Source organism: Calothrix sp. 336/3 (assembly GCF_000734895.2).
In the GTDB taxonomy this organism is placed as follows: Bacteria; Cyanobacteriota; Cyanobacteriia; order Cyanobacteriales; family Nostocaceae; genus 336-3.
Genome location: NZ_CP011382.1, coordinates 1,065,295 through 1,082,775, shown reverse-complemented (window position 1 = coordinate 1,082,775; position 17,481 = coordinate 1,065,295). Strand labels below are relative to the sequence as shown.

General features: G+C 41.9%; 14 protein-coding genes. 8 read left to right on the top strand and 6 right to left on the bottom strand.

Features of this window, described 5'->3' with window-relative positions; translation table 11 throughout:
• Positions 1 to 2: 2 nt before the first annotated feature.
• Positions 3 to 974 carry a sodium-dependent bicarbonate transport family permease gene (locus IJ00_RS04325; protein ID WP_035150444.1) on the bottom strand — a complete coding sequence of 324 codons (972 nt, stop codon included), beginning with the start codon at positions 972 to 974 and terminating at the stop codon, positions 3 to 5.
• Between the two features lie 134 nt (positions 975 to 1,108).
• On the bottom strand, positions 1,109 to 2,014 hold the full coding sequence (locus tag IJ00_RS04320) for a peptidoglycan-binding protein (RefSeq protein WP_035150442.1): 906 nt from the start codon (positions 2,012 to 2,014) through the stop codon (positions 1,109 to 1,111).
• A gap of 163 nt (positions 2,015 to 2,177) precedes the next feature.
• On the opposite strand from IJ00_RS04320, the gene IJ00_RS04315 reads away from it, so the two are divergent.
• The 5 genes from IJ00_RS04315 (at position 2,178) to IJ00_RS04295 (ending at position 8,236) form a co-directional block, all read left to right on the top strand.
• On the top strand, positions 2,178 to 2,840 hold the full coding sequence (locus tag IJ00_RS04315; RefSeq protein WP_035158403.1) for a hypothetical protein: 663 nt from the start codon (positions 2,178 to 2,180) through the stop codon (positions 2,838 to 2,840).
• A 77-nt stretch (positions 2,841 to 2,917) separates the two neighbouring features.
• Positions 2,918 to 4,456 (top strand): DEAD/DEAH box helicase, encoded by a 1,539-nt coding sequence (locus IJ00_RS04310; protein ID WP_035150441.1) that lies wholly within the window; start codon positions 2,918 to 2,920, stop codon positions 4,454 to 4,456.
• Positions 4,457 to 4,685: 229 nt separating this feature from the next.
• Positions 4,686 to 5,912, top strand: a complete 1,227-nt coding sequence (locus tag IJ00_RS04305) for a DUF790 family protein (protein ID WP_035150438.1) — start codon at positions 4,686 to 4,688, stop codon at positions 5,910 to 5,912.
• A 66-nt stretch (positions 5,913 to 5,978) separates the two neighbouring features.
• The gene (locus IJ00_RS04300) at positions 5,979 to 7,472 is read left to right on the top strand and encodes a CIA30 family protein (protein ID WP_035150436.1); all 1,494 of its coding nucleotides are present in this window, start codon (positions 5,979 to 5,981) and stop codon (positions 7,470 to 7,472) included.
• Positions 7,473 to 7,882: 410 nt separating this feature from the next.
• The gene (locus IJ00_RS04295; RefSeq protein ID WP_035150433.1) at positions 7,883 to 8,236 is read left to right on the top strand and encodes a hypothetical protein; all 354 of its coding nucleotides are present in this window, start codon (positions 7,883 to 7,885) and stop codon (positions 8,234 to 8,236) included.
• A 102-nt stretch (positions 8,237 to 8,338) separates the two neighbouring features.
• On the opposite strand, the gene IJ00_RS04290 is transcribed toward IJ00_RS04295, so the two are convergent.
• The 3 genes from IJ00_RS04290 to IJ00_RS04280 form a co-directional block, all read right to left on the bottom strand.
• Positions 8,339 to 9,733: a cation:proton antiporter gene (locus IJ00_RS04290; protein WP_035150431.1), complete on the bottom strand. Its 1,395-nt coding sequence runs from the start codon at positions 9,731 to 9,733 to the stop codon at positions 8,339 to 8,341.
• Positions 9,734 to 9,949: 216 nt separating this feature from the next.
• A complete protein-coding gene (locus IJ00_RS04285; protein ID WP_035150429.1) occupies positions 9,950 to 10,282 on the bottom strand; it encodes a P-II family nitrogen regulator in 333 nt (110 codons plus the stop codon).
• 94 nt (positions 10,283 to 10,376) lie between these two features.
• On the bottom strand, positions 10,377 to 11,489 hold the full coding sequence (locus tag IJ00_RS04280) for a sodium-dependent bicarbonate transport family permease (protein WP_035150427.1): 1,113 nt from the start codon (positions 11,487 to 11,489) through the stop codon (positions 10,377 to 10,379).
• A gap of 1,060 nt (positions 11,490 to 12,549) precedes the next feature.
• Between IJ00_RS04280 and IJ00_RS04275 the strand changes: the two genes are divergently transcribed.
• Positions 12,550 to 13,287: a class I SAM-dependent methyltransferase gene (locus IJ00_RS04275; RefSeq protein ID WP_046814716.1), complete on the top strand. Its 738-nt coding sequence runs from the start codon at positions 12,550 to 12,552 to the stop codon at positions 13,285 to 13,287.
• A gap of 105 nt (positions 13,288 to 13,392) precedes the next feature.
• Positions 13,393 to 14,736, top strand: coding sequence for a tRNA (N6-isopentenyl adenosine(37)-C2)-methylthiotransferase MiaB (gene miaB / locus IJ00_RS04270; protein ID WP_082127253.1), 1,344 nt, complete (start codon positions 13,393 to 13,395; stop codon positions 14,734 to 14,736).
• 91 nt (positions 14,737 to 14,827) lie between these two features.
• On the opposite strand, the gene IJ00_RS04265 is transcribed toward miaB, so the two are convergent.
• The gene (locus IJ00_RS04265) at positions 14,828 to 15,223 is read right to left on the bottom strand and encodes a four-helix bundle copper-binding protein (protein WP_035150425.1); all 396 of its coding nucleotides are present in this window, start codon (positions 15,221 to 15,223) and stop codon (positions 14,828 to 14,830) included.
• A gap of 1,094 nt (positions 15,224 to 16,317) precedes the next feature.
• Here IJ00_RS04265 and IJ00_RS04260 point away from each other — a divergent pair.
• Positions 16,318 to 17,364: a sulfate ABC transporter substrate-binding protein gene (locus IJ00_RS04260; protein WP_046814955.1), complete on the top strand. Its 1,047-nt coding sequence runs from the start codon at positions 16,318 to 16,320 to the stop codon at positions 17,362 to 17,364.
• Positions 17,365 to 17,481 lie beyond the last annotated feature (117 nt).

Sequence of the window (17,481 nt, the reverse complement as noted above, 5' to 3'; positions counted from 1 at the left end):
AATCACACCCAGAATAAATGGATACCGTATAAATACAAGGGAATACCCACGATAATATTAAAGGGGAAAGTGACTGCTAGGGCGGTGGATACATATAAACTGGGGTTTGCTTCGGGAACTGTTAACCGCATCGCTGCTGGTACCGCAATGTAAGAAGCACTTGCACAGAGTACGCAGAAAAGTAAACCATCTCCTTGGGACATACCAATTAATTTCGCAATACCTAAACCAATTCCAGCATTGAGGATGGGCATTAGTATGGCAAAGGCGATGAGAAAAATACCTGTTTTTTGTAAATCTTTAATTCTTTTAGCCGCGACAAGTCCCATATCTAAGAGAAAGAAAGTTAACACCCCATAGAAGTTATCTTGGGTGAAGGGTTTCAGAACTTGCCAACCATGTTCACCTGTGAGAACTCCCATGATCACACTACCTACTAGTAAAAATACTGAGCTATTTAGGCAGGCTTCCCGTATTACTTCTGACCATGAGAACTCGCGATTATCTGAGTTTGTAGCGAAGAGATTGACGAGAATTAAGCCGACAATAATTGCTGGTGATTCCATCAAGGCAAGGGCTGCTACCATATAGCCGTCGAAGTTAATACCTAACTGACTGAGGAAGGAACCAGCAGTAATAAAAGTTACAGCACTAATTGAACCATAGGTAGCGGCGATCGCGGCAGAATTATAAGCATCGAGTTTGGTTCGCAGAATAAAAAAGCTGTACAGTGGCACTATACAAGCCATGATAATGGCAGCCCCTAAAGTCAAAATCACTTCTTGGGTGATACCACTTTTCACCAATTCCACCCCACCCTTAAAACCAATGGCAAATAACAGGTATAGGGAAAATAATTTTGGTAGAGGGGGAGGAATTTCTAAATCTGACTTCAGAAAAACTGCCAACATTCCCAGAAAAAACGCCAAAACAGGTGGATTTAAGATGTTAGAGACAATCAAACTCACATCCATAATCCCCTGTTCTCCTGAGCTTCATTTTTATATTTCTTCATGAATGATTGTTACATGAAGCGGGGGAAGAGGAAAGGGATAATAAAGATAAAAGCGTTTGTTTCCTGCTTGCTTCCCCTTAATGGCAAATTGATTTATCCAGGGAACATCTTAACTAAATCGTCTCCAGGGATAATGGTTGTGTAAAAAACGTAACCAGGATTGCGGGTATAGCGGCGGTCTTGTTTAATCAGTGCCATAAATTCCCGATGTCCTTGACGCATCCTTCCTACCAAGCAACCTGCGCTGGCATTTTTAATATCGTTTTGGGGCGCATCGTAGCCCCAGTGTTGGTTAACTGCAAACAAGCCTGTGTCTGTTTTATCACCAATACGTTTGAAATCCTTGTTGAAATCACGGTGAACGGTAATGGGTGTGACTTGAATCAATGCTTCGTGGCGATCGCTATTGCCATGCATCCCGACAGACCAAGATTTATACTGTCCAAACTTGATTCTAGCAGCGCCGGCAGGATTCATGGGAGTGTATGTATAGTGACTGCCGGGTTCTGTGGTGGCTTGCCATTGATTGACGATTCTCGGCACACCATTGTTAAATTCAATTACTATCCGGCGATCGTTGAATGCATTCGGTGCATCATTATTGAGAGTACCGTTTTCATTCATCCCCTCGACATAAACAATATTGTATTCTTTAGGCTCAGTAAATACTCGATAGTTCTTTGCCATCATGTATTTAATAATACGACTCCCTAGGTCGTTACCCAAATTTACAGAGGGTTTTGGCAACATTTCCTGTTTCATTTCCAAGAGTTGCTTGGCTGTAATTGGTCCTAAAAATTCTTGTTCCGAAGCTTTTACCAGTTCCTGAAATTCCTTAAGTGCAGCGATGGATGTCGGACCAAACTTCCCATCTACTGGAGGTTGTAGAAGATTTAAATTGACTAACTGGGATTGAATCTGCTTACTTAAATCAACATCCTTGGCGATCGCATCGTAACCCAATTGATTCTTTTTTTCTAAAACTTCTTGTAGTTTCATGTGAACCCTGTTTTTGATATCGAGTATTGATTCCTCAATTCAAATTTAGGGTTCTAGATATTATCATGTCACTGATAGAAATACGGTATAAAAATAATGTAAAATAACTACAAATAGAGTATTTGTACGCACAAAGCTAATGAAAAAGATGATTGGAATTTTTGTGGACAATACGCAATTGAGATTATTTAATTATTGGCAAAAGTTACTGCAACCATTGGATATTGACAATCAAAGCATTGAAGATAGTTTTCAGAAAATTGTTTCTGCCTATTCTAGCTCCGGTCGCTATTATCATAATCTAGAGCATATTCATCACGTATTAATAAATACAACTAAATTACAGCACTTAGTCCAGGAGGGTTTATCCTTATCTTTATCGGCATGGTTGCATGATGTAATTTATGATAGTCAATCTCAGAATAATGAATTGTACAGTGCAGAATTTGCTAGTGAATTATTAGAGAAAATGCATATTAACTATAATATAATTAATAGGGTTTGTAACTTAATTTTGACAACCAAATTCCATCATCCAGATAGTAATGATATTGATGCCCAGATTCTGATAGATGCTGATTTAGCAATTCTGGGGACTCGTTCAGATATTTATCAAGACTATGCCCTAGCTATTAGGAAAGAATATATTTGGGTCAAAGAAAATGCATATATCCAGGGTAGAATAAAAATATTAGAAAACTTTTTAGCTCGACCACAGATTTATTTTACTGCCGATATGCGTCATCAATTAGAGGGATTTGCACGTCAGAATATGCAAGAAGAAATAAAACTTTTACGGAATCAAGGGAATGTAAAATTTATCTGATAATAATTCTGTGGAGGGTTAATAATTAACTTAATTCACTGACAGCAAACCCTATCTAAAGCACAGAATAGGAACAAATGGCTCGCACCCCAACACTCACCTTTGATCGCGGTACATTGATTCTGCACCCACCACCACGGGGCAAAGCTTGGATGGAGTTTGCCACCTGGGATGACAGGGTAGAAAAGTTTCGCATTCCCGCCATTCAGTATCGTTTACTAGTGGAGGCACTGCAAGGAGAAAATACGGAATTTCTGGATAAAGCCAAGGAATTCTTTCCCCTGGAGTTAACTACAGCTTTAGAGATGGAACCCTATCCCCATCAGAGTGAAGCCTTAGCTGCGTGGAAATCAGCCGGTAGGCAGGGGGTAGTAGTTTTACCAACAGCCGCAGGAAAGACTTATCTTGCCCAAATGGCGATCGCCGCCACACCACGCACAACATTAATTATTGTACCGACCTTGGACTTAATGCACCAATGGTATGCTCATCTGCTGTCAGCTTTTCCCGATGCAGAGGTGGGTTTATTGGGGGGTGGTGCGCGGGATAAAACACCGATATTGGTGGCAACCTATGATAGTGCGGCAATTCATGCAGAAACCCTAGGAAATAAATATGGGTTATTGATTTTTGATGAATGTCATCATTTACCAACGGATTTTTATCGGGTAATTGCCGAGTACGCGATCGCCCCCTATCGTCTGGGTTTGTCAGCGACTCCCGAACGCAGCGACGGTAAACACGGAGATTTAAATCTACTAATTGGTAGAGAAGTATACCGAAAACGAGCAGAAGATTTGGCAGGGCAAGCATTAGCGCAGCATCAAATAGTACAAATCAAGGTGAAACTATCCCAGGAAGAGCGGGTAAAATATCAGGAATTAATGCAGATACGCAATGATTTCCTGAAAACTGTGGGGATTTCCCTAGGTAGTTTGGATGGATGGCAGAAATTTGTGCAGATGAGTGCGCGATCGCAGTCGGGAAGAAGAGCAATGTTAGCTCACCGTGAAGCCAAGGAAATTGCTATCGGTACCGATGGAAAAATTAGATTATTAGCCAATTTATTAGCCAAACATTACCCCGAACGTACCTTAATTTTTACGGCAGATAATCATACTGTATATCGCATTTCCCAAGAGTTTTTAATTCCCGCCATTACCCATCAAACCCCAGTCAAAGAGCGCCATGAAACCCTAACTAAATTTCGTGAGGGGGAGTATCGAAGTTTAGTTGCTTCCCATGTTTTAAATGAGGGTGTAGATGTGCCGGCGGCAAGTATTGCGATTATTCTATCTGGTACAGGTTCGGTGCGAGAATATATTCAAAGATTGGGTAGGGTATTACGAAAAGGGCAGGATAAAAATAAACAAGCAATTTTATATGAAGTGGTGACAGAGGGAACGAGTGAGGAAGGAACATCAGCCAGGAGACGAGGTTTAGATACTCCCGAATATTCCCCAAAACAGCCAGAAGCAAAGGGCAATTTCCAGGTAATCTATGGTGGAAATCAAACTCAGAAAACCAAAGCCACACCCCGTGCTGCGGAACAAATGGAGTTGAACTATACTGTTAACCCGACTCCATCTCCAGAGGAAGATAAACCCAGTCATTAAAACAATTCGCAATGCTCGCTATCGCGAGAAGCAAGCTACGCAATTCGCAATTCGCAATGCTCCCTACGGGAGAGCTAACGCTAACGCAATTACGTTTTGTGACGGGAATTTAAACCTCCAAAGTTGGTTGAATCAGTGAATAGTAAATAGTGAATAGTGAATAAAAGACACCAATTATTAACTGATAACTAGTAAATGGTCATTATTAAAAGATTTAGGGGATTTTTTCATGCTGCCCACTGACTTATTAATGCATCGTCAAAATGGTGAAGAGATTATTCCGAAAAAGCTGACAATTGATGGTAAGAATTTAGAGTTAGCCCAGGAATTAATTACCTGTTTTCAATCAGCCGTCGGCAAAACCCAAGCATTTATCGATAACCAATTATTAGAATTAGAAGGAGATGCCACAGATTACCGCATAAAAAGGGGATTAGCTTATATTCTCAAAAGTAGCTTTTGTACCATCGAAATTGTTAGCCCCATAGAACCCCAAACCCTTAGAGAAAGAGTATTTGCCCTGGCAGCAAAATCTGTACCCAGTCAGGAATTAACCCAGGTGACATTAGAAAAAGTTGCCAGTATTTTAAGTGAGGAATTAACCAAGGAAGTTTTACCGGAACAGGTAAGACAGGGACTCTATGCAGATTTATTTGAAAACCGCATTTTAATTAATTTTGATGCTCCGACAACAGAAGCATTAATCCATAGATATAACCTATCACAAGTGCAAGGGGTATTTTATAAAGCCAGCAAACTAATTATTAATGCCCATCGCAATGTTCCCGGACAATATAAACTATTATTTCGTTACTTAAAGCTATTTCAACTAATGGCATATATCGAAGGAGATGCCGACCATGGATTTACAATTACCATAGATGGTCCCACCAGTTTATTTCAACCGAGTACCCGTTATGGGTTGGCGATCGCCAAGTTAATACCTGCTCTGCTCCACGTCACCAAATGGAGTTTAGCCGCAACCTTACAAGTCCGTGATTTCTATACAAATACCTGGAAAACTGGACGTTTTACCCTCAATTCTGACTGTGCATTAGTCACCCACTACTCCCCCGGCAAACCCTACGATAGTATGTTAGAATCATCCTTTGCTGATAGGTGGGAGAAATTAAAAACACCATGGATACTAGAAAGAGAAGTAGACTTAATACCCATTCCTGGTAGTGTTATGATACCCGATTTTCGTCTAGTTCATCCCGATGGTAGAAGTTATCTTTTAGAAATTGTTGGATACTGGCGACCAGAATATTTACAAAAAAAATTCTCCCAAGTGCGTCGTGCAGAAAGAGATGATTTAATTCTTGCCATCTCCGAAAGATTGAACTTAGAAAAATCTGGCGTTAAATTAGATAATGTTCCCGCAAAAATTATCTGGTTTAAAGATAAATTACTACCCAAAACAGTTCTTGCAATTTTAGATTCTGAGGATTGGTAATAAAAAATACCTGCCCCATATTTTATCCCTAACTCGTAAACTTAATCTCTATTTGAGCAATATATTATGACAGAGAAAAAACGTGAATCCTGGGATTTAAGCAGATTTATCCAAACCCTTTCCTATTTTGAAGTTGCCCCTCCCATCAACTGGATACAAAATCTGATCAATAATCTCAGTGGGAAATCCCCCAGTAATCAAAATCAACCCAGTGGAGCAAAGAAAGTGGGTGTCATTCTCGTAGCAGGAGCAACAGGTGGTGTCGGGAAAAGAGTTGTGAAAAAGCTGATATCTCAAGGTTATCCCGTTAGATGTCTAGTTAGAGATATCGACAAAGCTAGGGCAATTCTGGGTGATGAGGTAGATTTAGTACTGGGTGATATTACCCAACCAGAAACCCTTTCTCCCCTAGTTGTCGGCAATATTCAAGCTGTCATTTGTTGTACCGCAGTACGTGTGCAACCAGTACAAGGTGATACCCCAGAAAGAGCCAAATATTACCAAGGAGTGCAATTTTATCAACCGGAAATTGTCGGTGATACCCCGGAAAGAGTGGAATATCAAGGAGTCAAAAACTTGGTAGAAGCGACTCAAAAACATCTCTCCCTTCCCGGAGAAAAATTCATCTTTGATTTTACCCAACCCACAGCAGATTTAAAATACATTTGGGGTGCATTAGATGATGTGGTCATGGGTGGTGTGAGTAGTAGTAATATGCAATTAATCTCCGGAAGTGCATTATTTTCTGGTAATGTCTCCACGGCAAATTCCGGTGGTTTTGCCTCCATCAGAACCAAAAACTTTGACCCCGCTTTTAATCTATCCGATTATACAGGGATAAAAATCAGATTACGAGGGGATGGTCAACGTTATAAACTATTTCTGCGGACAGAAACTGTTTGGGATGGGGTTGGCTACAGTTACTCCTTTGATACAATTGCTAATACTTGGATAGATGTAGAAATTCCCTTTGCTGATTTAGTTCCCGTCTTCCGTGCAAAATCAGTCAAAGATTGCCCCCCCATTGATAGGACAAAAATTCGTTCCTTCCAATTTATGCTCAGTAAATTTGAATATGATGGAGCCTTAAATCCCAATTTTACACCGGGTCTGTTTACTCTAGAAATTGAGTCAATGAAAGCCTACGGAGCAGCCAAAACCCCACAATTTGTCCTTGTCAGTTCCGCAGGTGTCACCCGTCCCGGAAGACCAGGAATTAATCTAGATGAAGAGCCACCAGCAGTCAGATTAAATGACCAATTGGGAGGGATTTTAACCTGGAAACTCAAGGGAGAAGATAGTATTAGAAATAGTGGTATCCCCTACACAATTATCCGCCCCTGCGCTTTAACAGAAGAGGCAGGCAACAAAGAAATAATTGTGGAACAAGGTGATAATATTCGCGGTAAAATCAGTCGGGATGATGTCGCGGAAATTTGTCTACAAGCTCTTAATCAAGCACAACTTTGTAACGTCACCTTTGAAGTTAAGTCGAGTGATAAGCAGGTTGGTTTAGTCAATTGGCAAAGCTTATTTGCCCATCTCCAAGCAGATAATTAATACAGAGAGGCGCATAAGTAGCCAGGTTTAATCAAAGGTAGTGGATTGACACGAATGATGCAATAAAAAAGGTTCGTAGTTGCGCTTTAACGCCCTATAAATTAATGTGAGTTCGACGGTTCTAGCCAGCGATTAAAAATCGCCGTCTAATAGCTGAAGTCCTCTACAAGAGGACTGATAGCAAAGGATTCAATTTGCATCTCGAGTCCATTTTTAATGGACTTTGGATATGATACCGGGATTTATAATCCCCGTTGGGACAGGTTTTTATCGATTTATCTAAGTATCCAAGCTCATCGAACTCACGTTAAATTCAAAACCTAATGCACTACTTTAGCGGTGTCAGTCCATTAAAAAGGTTTTATATTTAATTGCACTTTTCTACTTACCAATACATCTTATTTATTTTTATGTACAAAAATCTCAAGTTTGCCATTCTTTTGCTAACTGTCTTAGTAACCACTTGGGTGACTACATTCATCCATCCAGCTTACTCCCAACAGTTAGACTCTCGTTTGAGTAATTTAGAATCTGAGATTAACCGCTTAGAATCCCAAGTTAATCAAATTCAATCCCAACTAGGTCAAGTTCGCAACTCTCCCCAACTTTCTCAGAATCGTCAAAATAATTCCTCTCCTAAACGAAATCTTTCCCAATCAGAGAAAGATAAAATCATTGACAGATTATCGACTTTAATTATTGAACTGAAGCAGCAAGTTAAAGGATTGGAAGGAAGAGTTGCCAAGTTAGAATCACGTTCCTAAGGTTTGATTAAATTGTGATAATTCCCTAGGTTCAGATACCCGACTTCTCAAAGCTTTGCAGTTTTAGGGTGGAAGTCAGATATCTGAAATAGTCACAGATATTTATTTAGAGGTTTCCAAATATTTATCGGCTTCACCTTGGGTAGGTTCTTTAAAGACAACTCGCAGTAAGGGAGGAGCCACAAAGGTAGTTAAAATTACCATGATGATAATAGCTACTTGCAAAGGTTTATCTAAGATTCCGCTAGCAGCACCAATACCTGCAAAGACTAAACCTACTTCTCCACGGGGAATCATCCCCACCCCGATCGCGAGGCGATTGACTCCGGGTATTCCAAACACTGCCCAGCCAGTTACTAGTTTGCCCGCGATCGCCACCCCCATCAAAAAGACAGCAATCAACAGTCCTGCCCGATTTTCAGGAATGGCTGGGTTTAATACGCCCAAATCAGCCCGTGCGCCGACGGTGACAAAGAAAATCGGTACAAGTAAATCAGCGATCGGTTTGATCAATTCATCTAATTCGTTCCGGGCATCGGTTTCATCAAGCACCAAGCCTGCTGCAAAAGCACCTAAAATCGCTTCGAGGTGAATGGCGTTACCTAAAAATGCCATGAAGAAGGCGAAGATGAAAGCCGGAATCACTATATTTCCACGGGTTTTGAGCTGATCTACGATCGCCACAAAAGTTTTGTTAAATACACCCCCCAACAAAATCGAGCCAATCAAAAATGCCGTAGCGCTGACAATCAAGTAAATGACATTAGCAATATCAACTTCACCTGTTTTGGCTAAACTTGCCACCACCGCCAAGACAATAATGCCGAGGACATCATCAATCACCGCCGCACCGACAATGATTTGCCCTTCTTTCGACTTGAGTTGACCTAACTCCGATAAAACTTTAGAGGTAATACCAATACTCGTTGCCGTTAACGCTGCCCCCGCAAAAATTGCCGGAATCGCCGCCACATGAAACAGCAACATCAATCCTGCCGTACCCGCCGCAAAAGGTGCTGCCACCCCAACACAGGCAACAACCGTGGCTTGAATTCCCACTTCCTTGAGTTGCCGCAGATCGGATTCCAGTCCAATTTCAAACAGCAGAATAATCACGCCGATTTCAGCCAGCACCGAAATCACTTCACTTTGCGACTCAAATATCCGTGTCAGTGCATCCGGTGTCAATTGGTTCAAGCCTTGCAGCGCCGTCATAATCACCGAGTCAGAGGCAGACAGTCCCCCTTCAGGAAAGATCACCAGGTGCAATGCCGAAACGCCGACAATCACACCGGCGACTAGTTCCCCCAGGACGGGCGGAAAATCCAATCGCCTAGCGACCTCTGCGCCGAACTTGCTAGCCAGATAAATCACCACCAGCGTCAGCAATACACCAGACAGAATAATGGGTGCATCCTCAGCAACAACAGTTGCCAGGAACGGTATCGGAGCTATTTCCCTACTGAAAGCAGGAGGCAGAATGTTGGACAAAATCATGAGTTTAAAGGGATGAAGGTTAAGGGTTTGAGGGAGTCATAAAACTGTGAGCGAATGACTTCTGCGCCAGGGGCAAGGTACTGCGGGAAACATGGTTACTCAAAAGCCGAGGTCATGACCTCGGCTTTTAGGGTCTACCTTGTCTTGATGCAATAGCCGTCTGACCCAGATAAACTAGCAGGCTCGCTTGTTCCTTTCGTGGTGCGTCGTCTCGATTCAACAGCCCTCTGGTCCGCAGAAAGTTCTCCCGTACAGTACCTCTGCTTCACAGATATAGATAATGCCTGCATAGTCGGTGAAAAACTTGATTGCGACCTTATCGGCAATATCCTCAGCCATCTCCCGATTTTCGGTAAGTACCTCGAATTTTACATTGGAATCGGTATCGGCACTGCTGGGTTTACCGGTAGAGCGGACGTTACGACTGCCTTTACCGCCAGTATCCACCACCGTATAACCAGTCGCCCCGCAGTCATCAATGATTTTGGCGACCTTTTTCAGCAGAACCTTTTCCGTGACGATGACGAGCTTGTTCGCACGCTTGCCCATGTTGGTTACCTCCTTAAATTATGTACATTGATCTACTTGATCTACTTGGTCTGCCTGGTCAAGGGAGCGCTGACAGACCTCAACCTGTCTGGAATTACTTGCCGCCGAGCGCTTGGGCAAGTCCAAGGAAGAACGGTATACACAAGCCGATCGCAACTGGCGTACCGACGGCTGTGGATGCGCCTATATAGGCAGATGGATTAGCTGACGGGATACCAGCTCGCAACGTAGGAGGACCTGAGATGTCTGAACTAGAGGAGGCGATGACAGCTAGGATCACAACACCGCCCATGCTGAAGTTCATGGTGTAGTGGGCAACCATGCCTAGACCGAAGGCGATTAGTCCATGGATAAACGGTGCCACCACACTATATACAACGTACCACTGGGCTACCTTACGCAGTTCGCCAACCCGTGACCAAGCCTCTATCCCCATAACCAGCATCAAGATTGAAAGCAAGCCACGGAAGAGGGGATCGTAGAAGCTTTTATAGACACTTTCCGGCTGGGTGAATATGCCAAGAGCCAGACCTAACAACATTGCTGAGAGGGCAGGACCCCGGAGGCTTTCCTCGATGATCGGCCATATTTTGACCTTGTTATCCCCAGCATCTTGCTGTTGGCTGAGATACTCCTGTCGGGTGCTGGGATAATCTTTTTGATCGGGATAATCACCAGCCGCAACGGGCTGCTCAGTGGAGTAGGCTGCTTCTTTACGCTTCTTCTTGTTGAGATAAATGTTGGCGATCACAATTGCAGTTACGAGCGCTGGGATATCCATGAAGGGATAGAGTGCGCCAGCCCATTCTTCGTATGGCATTTTTGCTTGTTCCAGTACCGTTAGTCCGGCAGCCATGGTAGAACCACTCACGGCTCCAAACAAACCCCCGGTGGCGATCGCATCCACGGTTTTGACCTTCGGCAGCTTGGCTAATGTATAACGGGCGATGAATACAATCACAATCCCTGTTATGACAGCAAAGATCATCGGTAACACCATCTCTGTTAGGTTGGAATTACGGATCGCAATTCCACCGGTCAGACCAATTTTCATGAGCAGCATGAAGACGATGATCGTACAAATCGATTCGGGAATGACCAATTCGCTACCGAGGGCAGCAATAATCATTCCACCAATTAGAAAGGCGAGTGTTGGGGACTGCAATTGAAGCAGGAAGTCTTTCACGAACAGGGACAAAAAATCCACGAATGCCTCCTTGTGTATCCTCTTAAGAGGAGTGTTACAATAAATGAACGAGATGAACTTTAAAGAGTTAATAGAGAGTGAGAATGAAGCGCTTCATCCTTACAGCACAGGTGCTGCACGAGAATCTGTAGACAGGGCTTATGGTTATTCACTCGTTGAGTTCAGAGAGCAGCGTTAGAGTACTGCCAAATAGATAGCTCCGGAGATTGCGAAAATGAATTTTATTCGTGATTTGCATGTCTATGTAATGTGCGCTCAACAAGAAAAGGTAAGATGAACCAGCAAAAATATAGGTAGCTTAAAACTATGCCAAAAAATATGGCATCGGATAAGGTCTATATTTCAAGCAAAAAAACTGAAACTACTCAGCTAGAAAACGAAAGCGGAAATAGAAAAGTCTTTCTGTGATATATGTTTGTAAAATTATTGGTAAATTGCCTTGAACTTCACAGAATAGCCTGCCCAATAACCCTGTATACAATGTTTACTCCATCAATACTCCTTTGGATATGCAAATTAATTCCTCATCAGCGTATAGCAAAGCTTGCAAGATAATAAATCACCTTGCCTGTTCACTATGTTATGCAGTTTGTTAATTACTGTTCTCAACAATAGAAAAGAGAATACAGAGTAAAAAAAACATACTCCAAAACTACTCACTATTTTTGACAAGCAAGAAATTAAGTTTTACTGAACACTCTGATTAAACTAATGAATAGTAGTGTACATTTTTTATGGACAAATTAATACCCTTTAAATCGTAATCATTGAGAAAAAGTTAAGATGCTTCTTATAGATAAAAGTCTATTATTTTTTTGTTTTGTAAGCCGATAGTCAATATATATGGTAATTCCTGGAGATGATCAGGGTGTAGTGCAATCGTCAGTTGGAGGATATCGCCGAGATTTCAACAGTTATCAATTATCACAATCATTAGAATAACTTTTCATTCCTTTATCTAGCATTGGCGATGATCCCTGCTAGTTGTACAACAAAACGGGACTGCTGCCTAAGTCCAAATAGATTAGAGTTGTATGGTCAAATAAAATGGTACTGAGATATGGCGATCGCAGAAGATTCCAGCAAAATACCCTCCTCTGGTTACGAGTTTTTCAACCAGCAGTGGAAAACTTATCAGAAAATATTGAACAATAATTACATGGGACATCGGGAGATTTATCAGGTTCTCCAGGAATTCTTTCTGAGCTACTCCCCCAAACCCTTGACAATTCTGGAACTCGGTTGTGGCGATGCTTTCTTTACAGCCCAAGCCTTAGCAAATATAAATGTAGCATCTTACCAAGGTATAGACCTGTCAAACTCAGCTCTAGAGATTGCCACCTCAAATATGGCAAGGATTCCATGTTCCCAAACCTTCACGGAAGGGGATTTTTCCCTCCTGGTACCACAACTTGCGCAAAATCCCCAACAGAAGTTTGATGTCATTCTCATTTCCTTTGCTCTACATCATCTCAATCAAGAACAGAAAGACTATGTCATAGGTAATCTCTATCGTCTCCTGAACCCCAAGGGTGTGGTGATTCTCATTGATATTTTTCGCAAACCAGAGGAAGACAGGGAAACCTATCTCAGACGCTATTTACAAACAGTACAAAATAGCTGGGATTTACTCACACCGGAAGAATACTCTATAGTTGAAAACCATATGCTTTCCAGTGATTTTCCCGAAACTCAGTCAATTCTCGACGCAATTGCCCAAAAGCATGATTTTCATCGCTGTCAGCAGCTGTATTGCGATCGCCTTGACACCGCACAGATGCTATGTTTTTATCGTTGATGCCAGTTTTCTAGAAAAGATTCATCCCCAAACACAAGTCCATAGGGACAGATAGTTCATTAGAATTGATCATGTAAAAGATGTACCGATTTTCTGTAATTACCGATGACCACTGACAAACGCCGTTATCATATCACCACCTTCGGTTGCCAGATGAACAAAGCCGACTCAGAGCGGATGGCTGGCATCTTAGAAGACATGGGCTTTGAGTGGTCAGAAGACCCAAATGCCGCTAATCTCATCCTTTACAATACTTGTACTATCCGAGATAACGCAGAGCAAAAGGTATATTCCTATCTAGGTAGACAAGCCAAGCGTAAACATGAACAGCCAGATTTAACCCTGGTGGTGGCGGGATGCGTTGCCCAGCAGGAGGGAGAATCTTTACTGCGACGGGTTCCCGAATTGGATTTAGTTATGGGACCACAGCACGCTAATCGTTTGAAAGATTTACTACAACAGGTTTTTGATGGCAATCAGGTGGTAGCCACGGAAGCGATTCATATCATGGAAGATATCACCAAGCCACGACGGGATAGCAAGGTGACTGCTTGGGTGAATATTATCTATGGGTGTAACGAGCGCTGTACTTACTGCGTGGTTCCGGGGGTGCGTGGTGTGGAGCAATCTCGGACTCCAGAAGCAATTCGGGCAGAAATGGTGGAAATTGCCAGACAGGGTTATAGGGAAGTCACCTTGCTAGGTCAAAATATTGATGCCTATGGACGGGATTTGCCAGGGGTGACACCGGAAGGCAGACACCAGCATACCCTGACAGATTTGCTTTACTATGTCCATGATGTGCCAGGAATAGAAAGAATACGTTTTGCTACCTCTCACCCCCGTTATTTTACGGAGAGGTTGATTAAAGCCTGTGCGGAGTTACCTAAGGTTTGTGAGCATTTCCATATCCCCTTCCAGTCCGGTGACAATGAGGTTTTAAAACGGATGTCACGGGGTTATACCCAGGAAAAATACCGCAGAATTATTGACACAATTCGCAGTTATATGCCAGATGCGTCGATTAGTGCAGATGCGATTGTTGGCTTTCCTGGGGAGACAGAGGCACAATTTGAGAATACCTTGAAGTTAGTCGATGATATTGGTTTTGACCAGTTGAATACAGCTGCCTATTCTCCCCGTCCCGGTACACCGGCAGCAGTTTGGGAGGAACAATTGAGTGAGGAGGTGAAGAGCGATCGCCTGCAAAGACTCAACCACCTCGTCAATATCAAAGCTGCTGAACGTTCTCAAAGATACATGGGTAGAGTGGAAGAAGTATTGGTGGAGGAACAAAACTCTAAGGATACCACCCAGGTGATGGGACGTACTGGGGGCAACCGTTTGACTTTCTTTACCGGAGATATTCAAGAACTCAAGGGTAAGTTAGTCAAAGTAAAAATTACTGAAGTCCGTGCTTTCAGTTTGACAGGAGTACCTCTGGGTTAATCCTGAGATAAATCAAATCTCCATGACTGGCGATCGCCTAACCCGTCCAAGGGTAAGGAGAATTGCTATTAGTTAATGGGATAGTCGTAATTTAAAATATAACTTCAGCAACCGTGAGGAAGTTTGGTCTGCGAAAGTAAGCTGCTGACTGCTGTCCGATAATTCGGCATTTTCTAGCACATTGACGGCAAATTGTCGCAATCATTCTTATCTTTTCGTCTGTGTGTAATTCGCAAGCTAATGCAGCGCGATCGCACATTTCCGCGCAGAGTTCGCAGGTGCGTCCAGCAAATTCTGAACCATCGGCAATCGTATTTACACACATCATGCACATCTCAGCACAATCACGCATCATACAGATGAGAGTCATCTCGATGTTGTTTTGGGATTTGCAATAGCTCAAAGTATCAATGCAGGTTTTCTGACATTCGATACAAACTTCTTGGCAAATTTCCATCTGTACCAACATGGGTTCTGTAAGCATCATAGAAAATCCCCTTTGATTCAAGGTATTGATATGAAATAAGTCTGGTGGAATAGCTGATATTTACACCTTATAAGCACAGATTTAGAAAATCAATACCTTCCCTGATCTGAGTCATCATAAAACCATTAATCCCATCCTATTACTGGGGATTATTTCCCACTTCCCGACTAGACAAATAGGAATTACAATCTTCTCTTTGGAATCATGTATTTATATTCCATACTCAGATACTGGAGATTATTTTCTGAGCATAATTTCTGAATAATCGATTGCATTTTCTGGATGAAAAGATAGCCTCTTCACAAGTCATAAATTCATAACTTCTCAGATAGCCTCATCAATAGTTTAAATGCTGAAATGCTTGCTATGTATGCTTTTTTCCTGAGGCTTAAGTTACTAAATGACGCCCTATCTCACTAATAAAGACTTTGTTTCTGCCTTTTGAATGAAATGTTATGATTCCCTGACATGGATAGTCAAAAATCTTGGAGGAATAATTTTTACGGATATAGCGATATCAGCTAGGGATGATTCACTGCAACAAATAAATGAAATGTAATCCAGCTATCTTGGCAGCAAAATTCTTGCCTTTGTTACTGAATTTTTGCTCCATCGGGTGAAAGTAAAAAATGACTTACAGATTAAGCTCTAGTTATTTTTTGATATATTTCTCAACGTCGCGAAACTGATAGCAATAGAAGACATAAGTGAATACATTGCTGATGAAGTTGCATTGTGACTAATACAATTTCTCTAAATTACGGCTACAGATAATTCTTCTCCTGCTGTCTATGCGTAGTTTTGTCTTTGAGTAGGTATAATTTAGTACTTATTGGTTATTAGTCATATATACACCCAAAAATTTATCGGAATTTCGTATATTTGTGTAAAGGAATGCTTGAACCCTAGCGCTGAGTATGACATCTTATTCATTACCGCATATACCGACTTACCTATCGGTGTGCCGTACTTTGTTATTTGAAGAAGAGAACACTATGAAAAATCACCCACAGCGCATTCAGTCAGAGTTTTTCCAAGCATTGCAGCAAGGTTCAAATCCAGCGATCGCGTCAGCGAACCGGAGGTTTATCACCATGTTGGGAGTTGCAGGTTTTGGTTTAACCTTGGCGATTCCTGTGTTTGCTGCGGGTAATAGTAATAGCAGCACATCAGTAGTTAGACAACATCACTTAGTAGCGCAAAAAGGTGGGAGGGTTGAAATTACCCTAGTTTCCTACGCTGTCACCAGAGCTGCTTATGACAAAATAATTCCTCAATTTAAAGCTCAGTGGAAAAAGCAAACTGGTCAAGATGTGGTCATTCAAACCAGCTATGCTGGCTCTGGAACCCAAGCACGGGCAGTAATTGACGGATTACAAGCGGATGTTGTTCAATTAGCCCTAGGTTTTGATGTTAGTAAAATTCAAAAAGCTGGGTTAATAAATCCTGGCTGGGAAAAAGAAGCTCCGAATAACGCGATCGTCACTCGTTCTGTAGTTGCTTTTGAAACCCGTGAGGGGAATCCCAAGGGAATTAAAACCTGGTCAGATTTAACTAAACCAGGAGTAAAAGTCATTACCGCAAACCCGAAAACATCTGGTGGTGCAAGGTGGAACTTTCTAGCTTTATGGGGTTCAGTGGGTAAACCAGGAACAAAAGAAAATCAAGCCAGAAGCTTTGTAAGTCAGGTTTTTAAGAATGTTCCCCTCCTTCCTAAAGATGCACGGGAGGCGAGTGACGCTTTTTACAAGAAAAATCAGGGTGACGTGCTGCTAAATTACGAAAATGAGGTGATTTTAGCTGCCAAACAGGGAAAAACATCACCTTCCTATATCCTTCCCCAGACTAATATTTCCATTGATGCTCCTGTTGCTGTTGTGGATAAGGTAGTTGATAAACGGGGTACTCGCAAAGTATCAGAAGCTTTTGTCAAGTTTTTATATACTCCCCAAGCACAACGAGAATTTGCTAGTGTCGGTTTTAGACCTGTGAATACAAATGTAGCTAAGGAAGTACAAAAACAATTTCCCAAAGTTTCCCAGTTATACACAGTTAGTAATTTTGGCGGATGGGATGCAATTCAGAAGAAATTCTTTGACGATCGCGCCATTTTTGACCAGATTCTTAGCAGCAAACGCTAGAATATCTGCCATATTACCCTAAGAAATTGCTTCCAGAAGAAACTGAGGAATACTTTTCTTAGTTTCTTTTTTTTGAAAGATAAATGCAGTACAATAATCACAGTTTTCCAAGTCTTT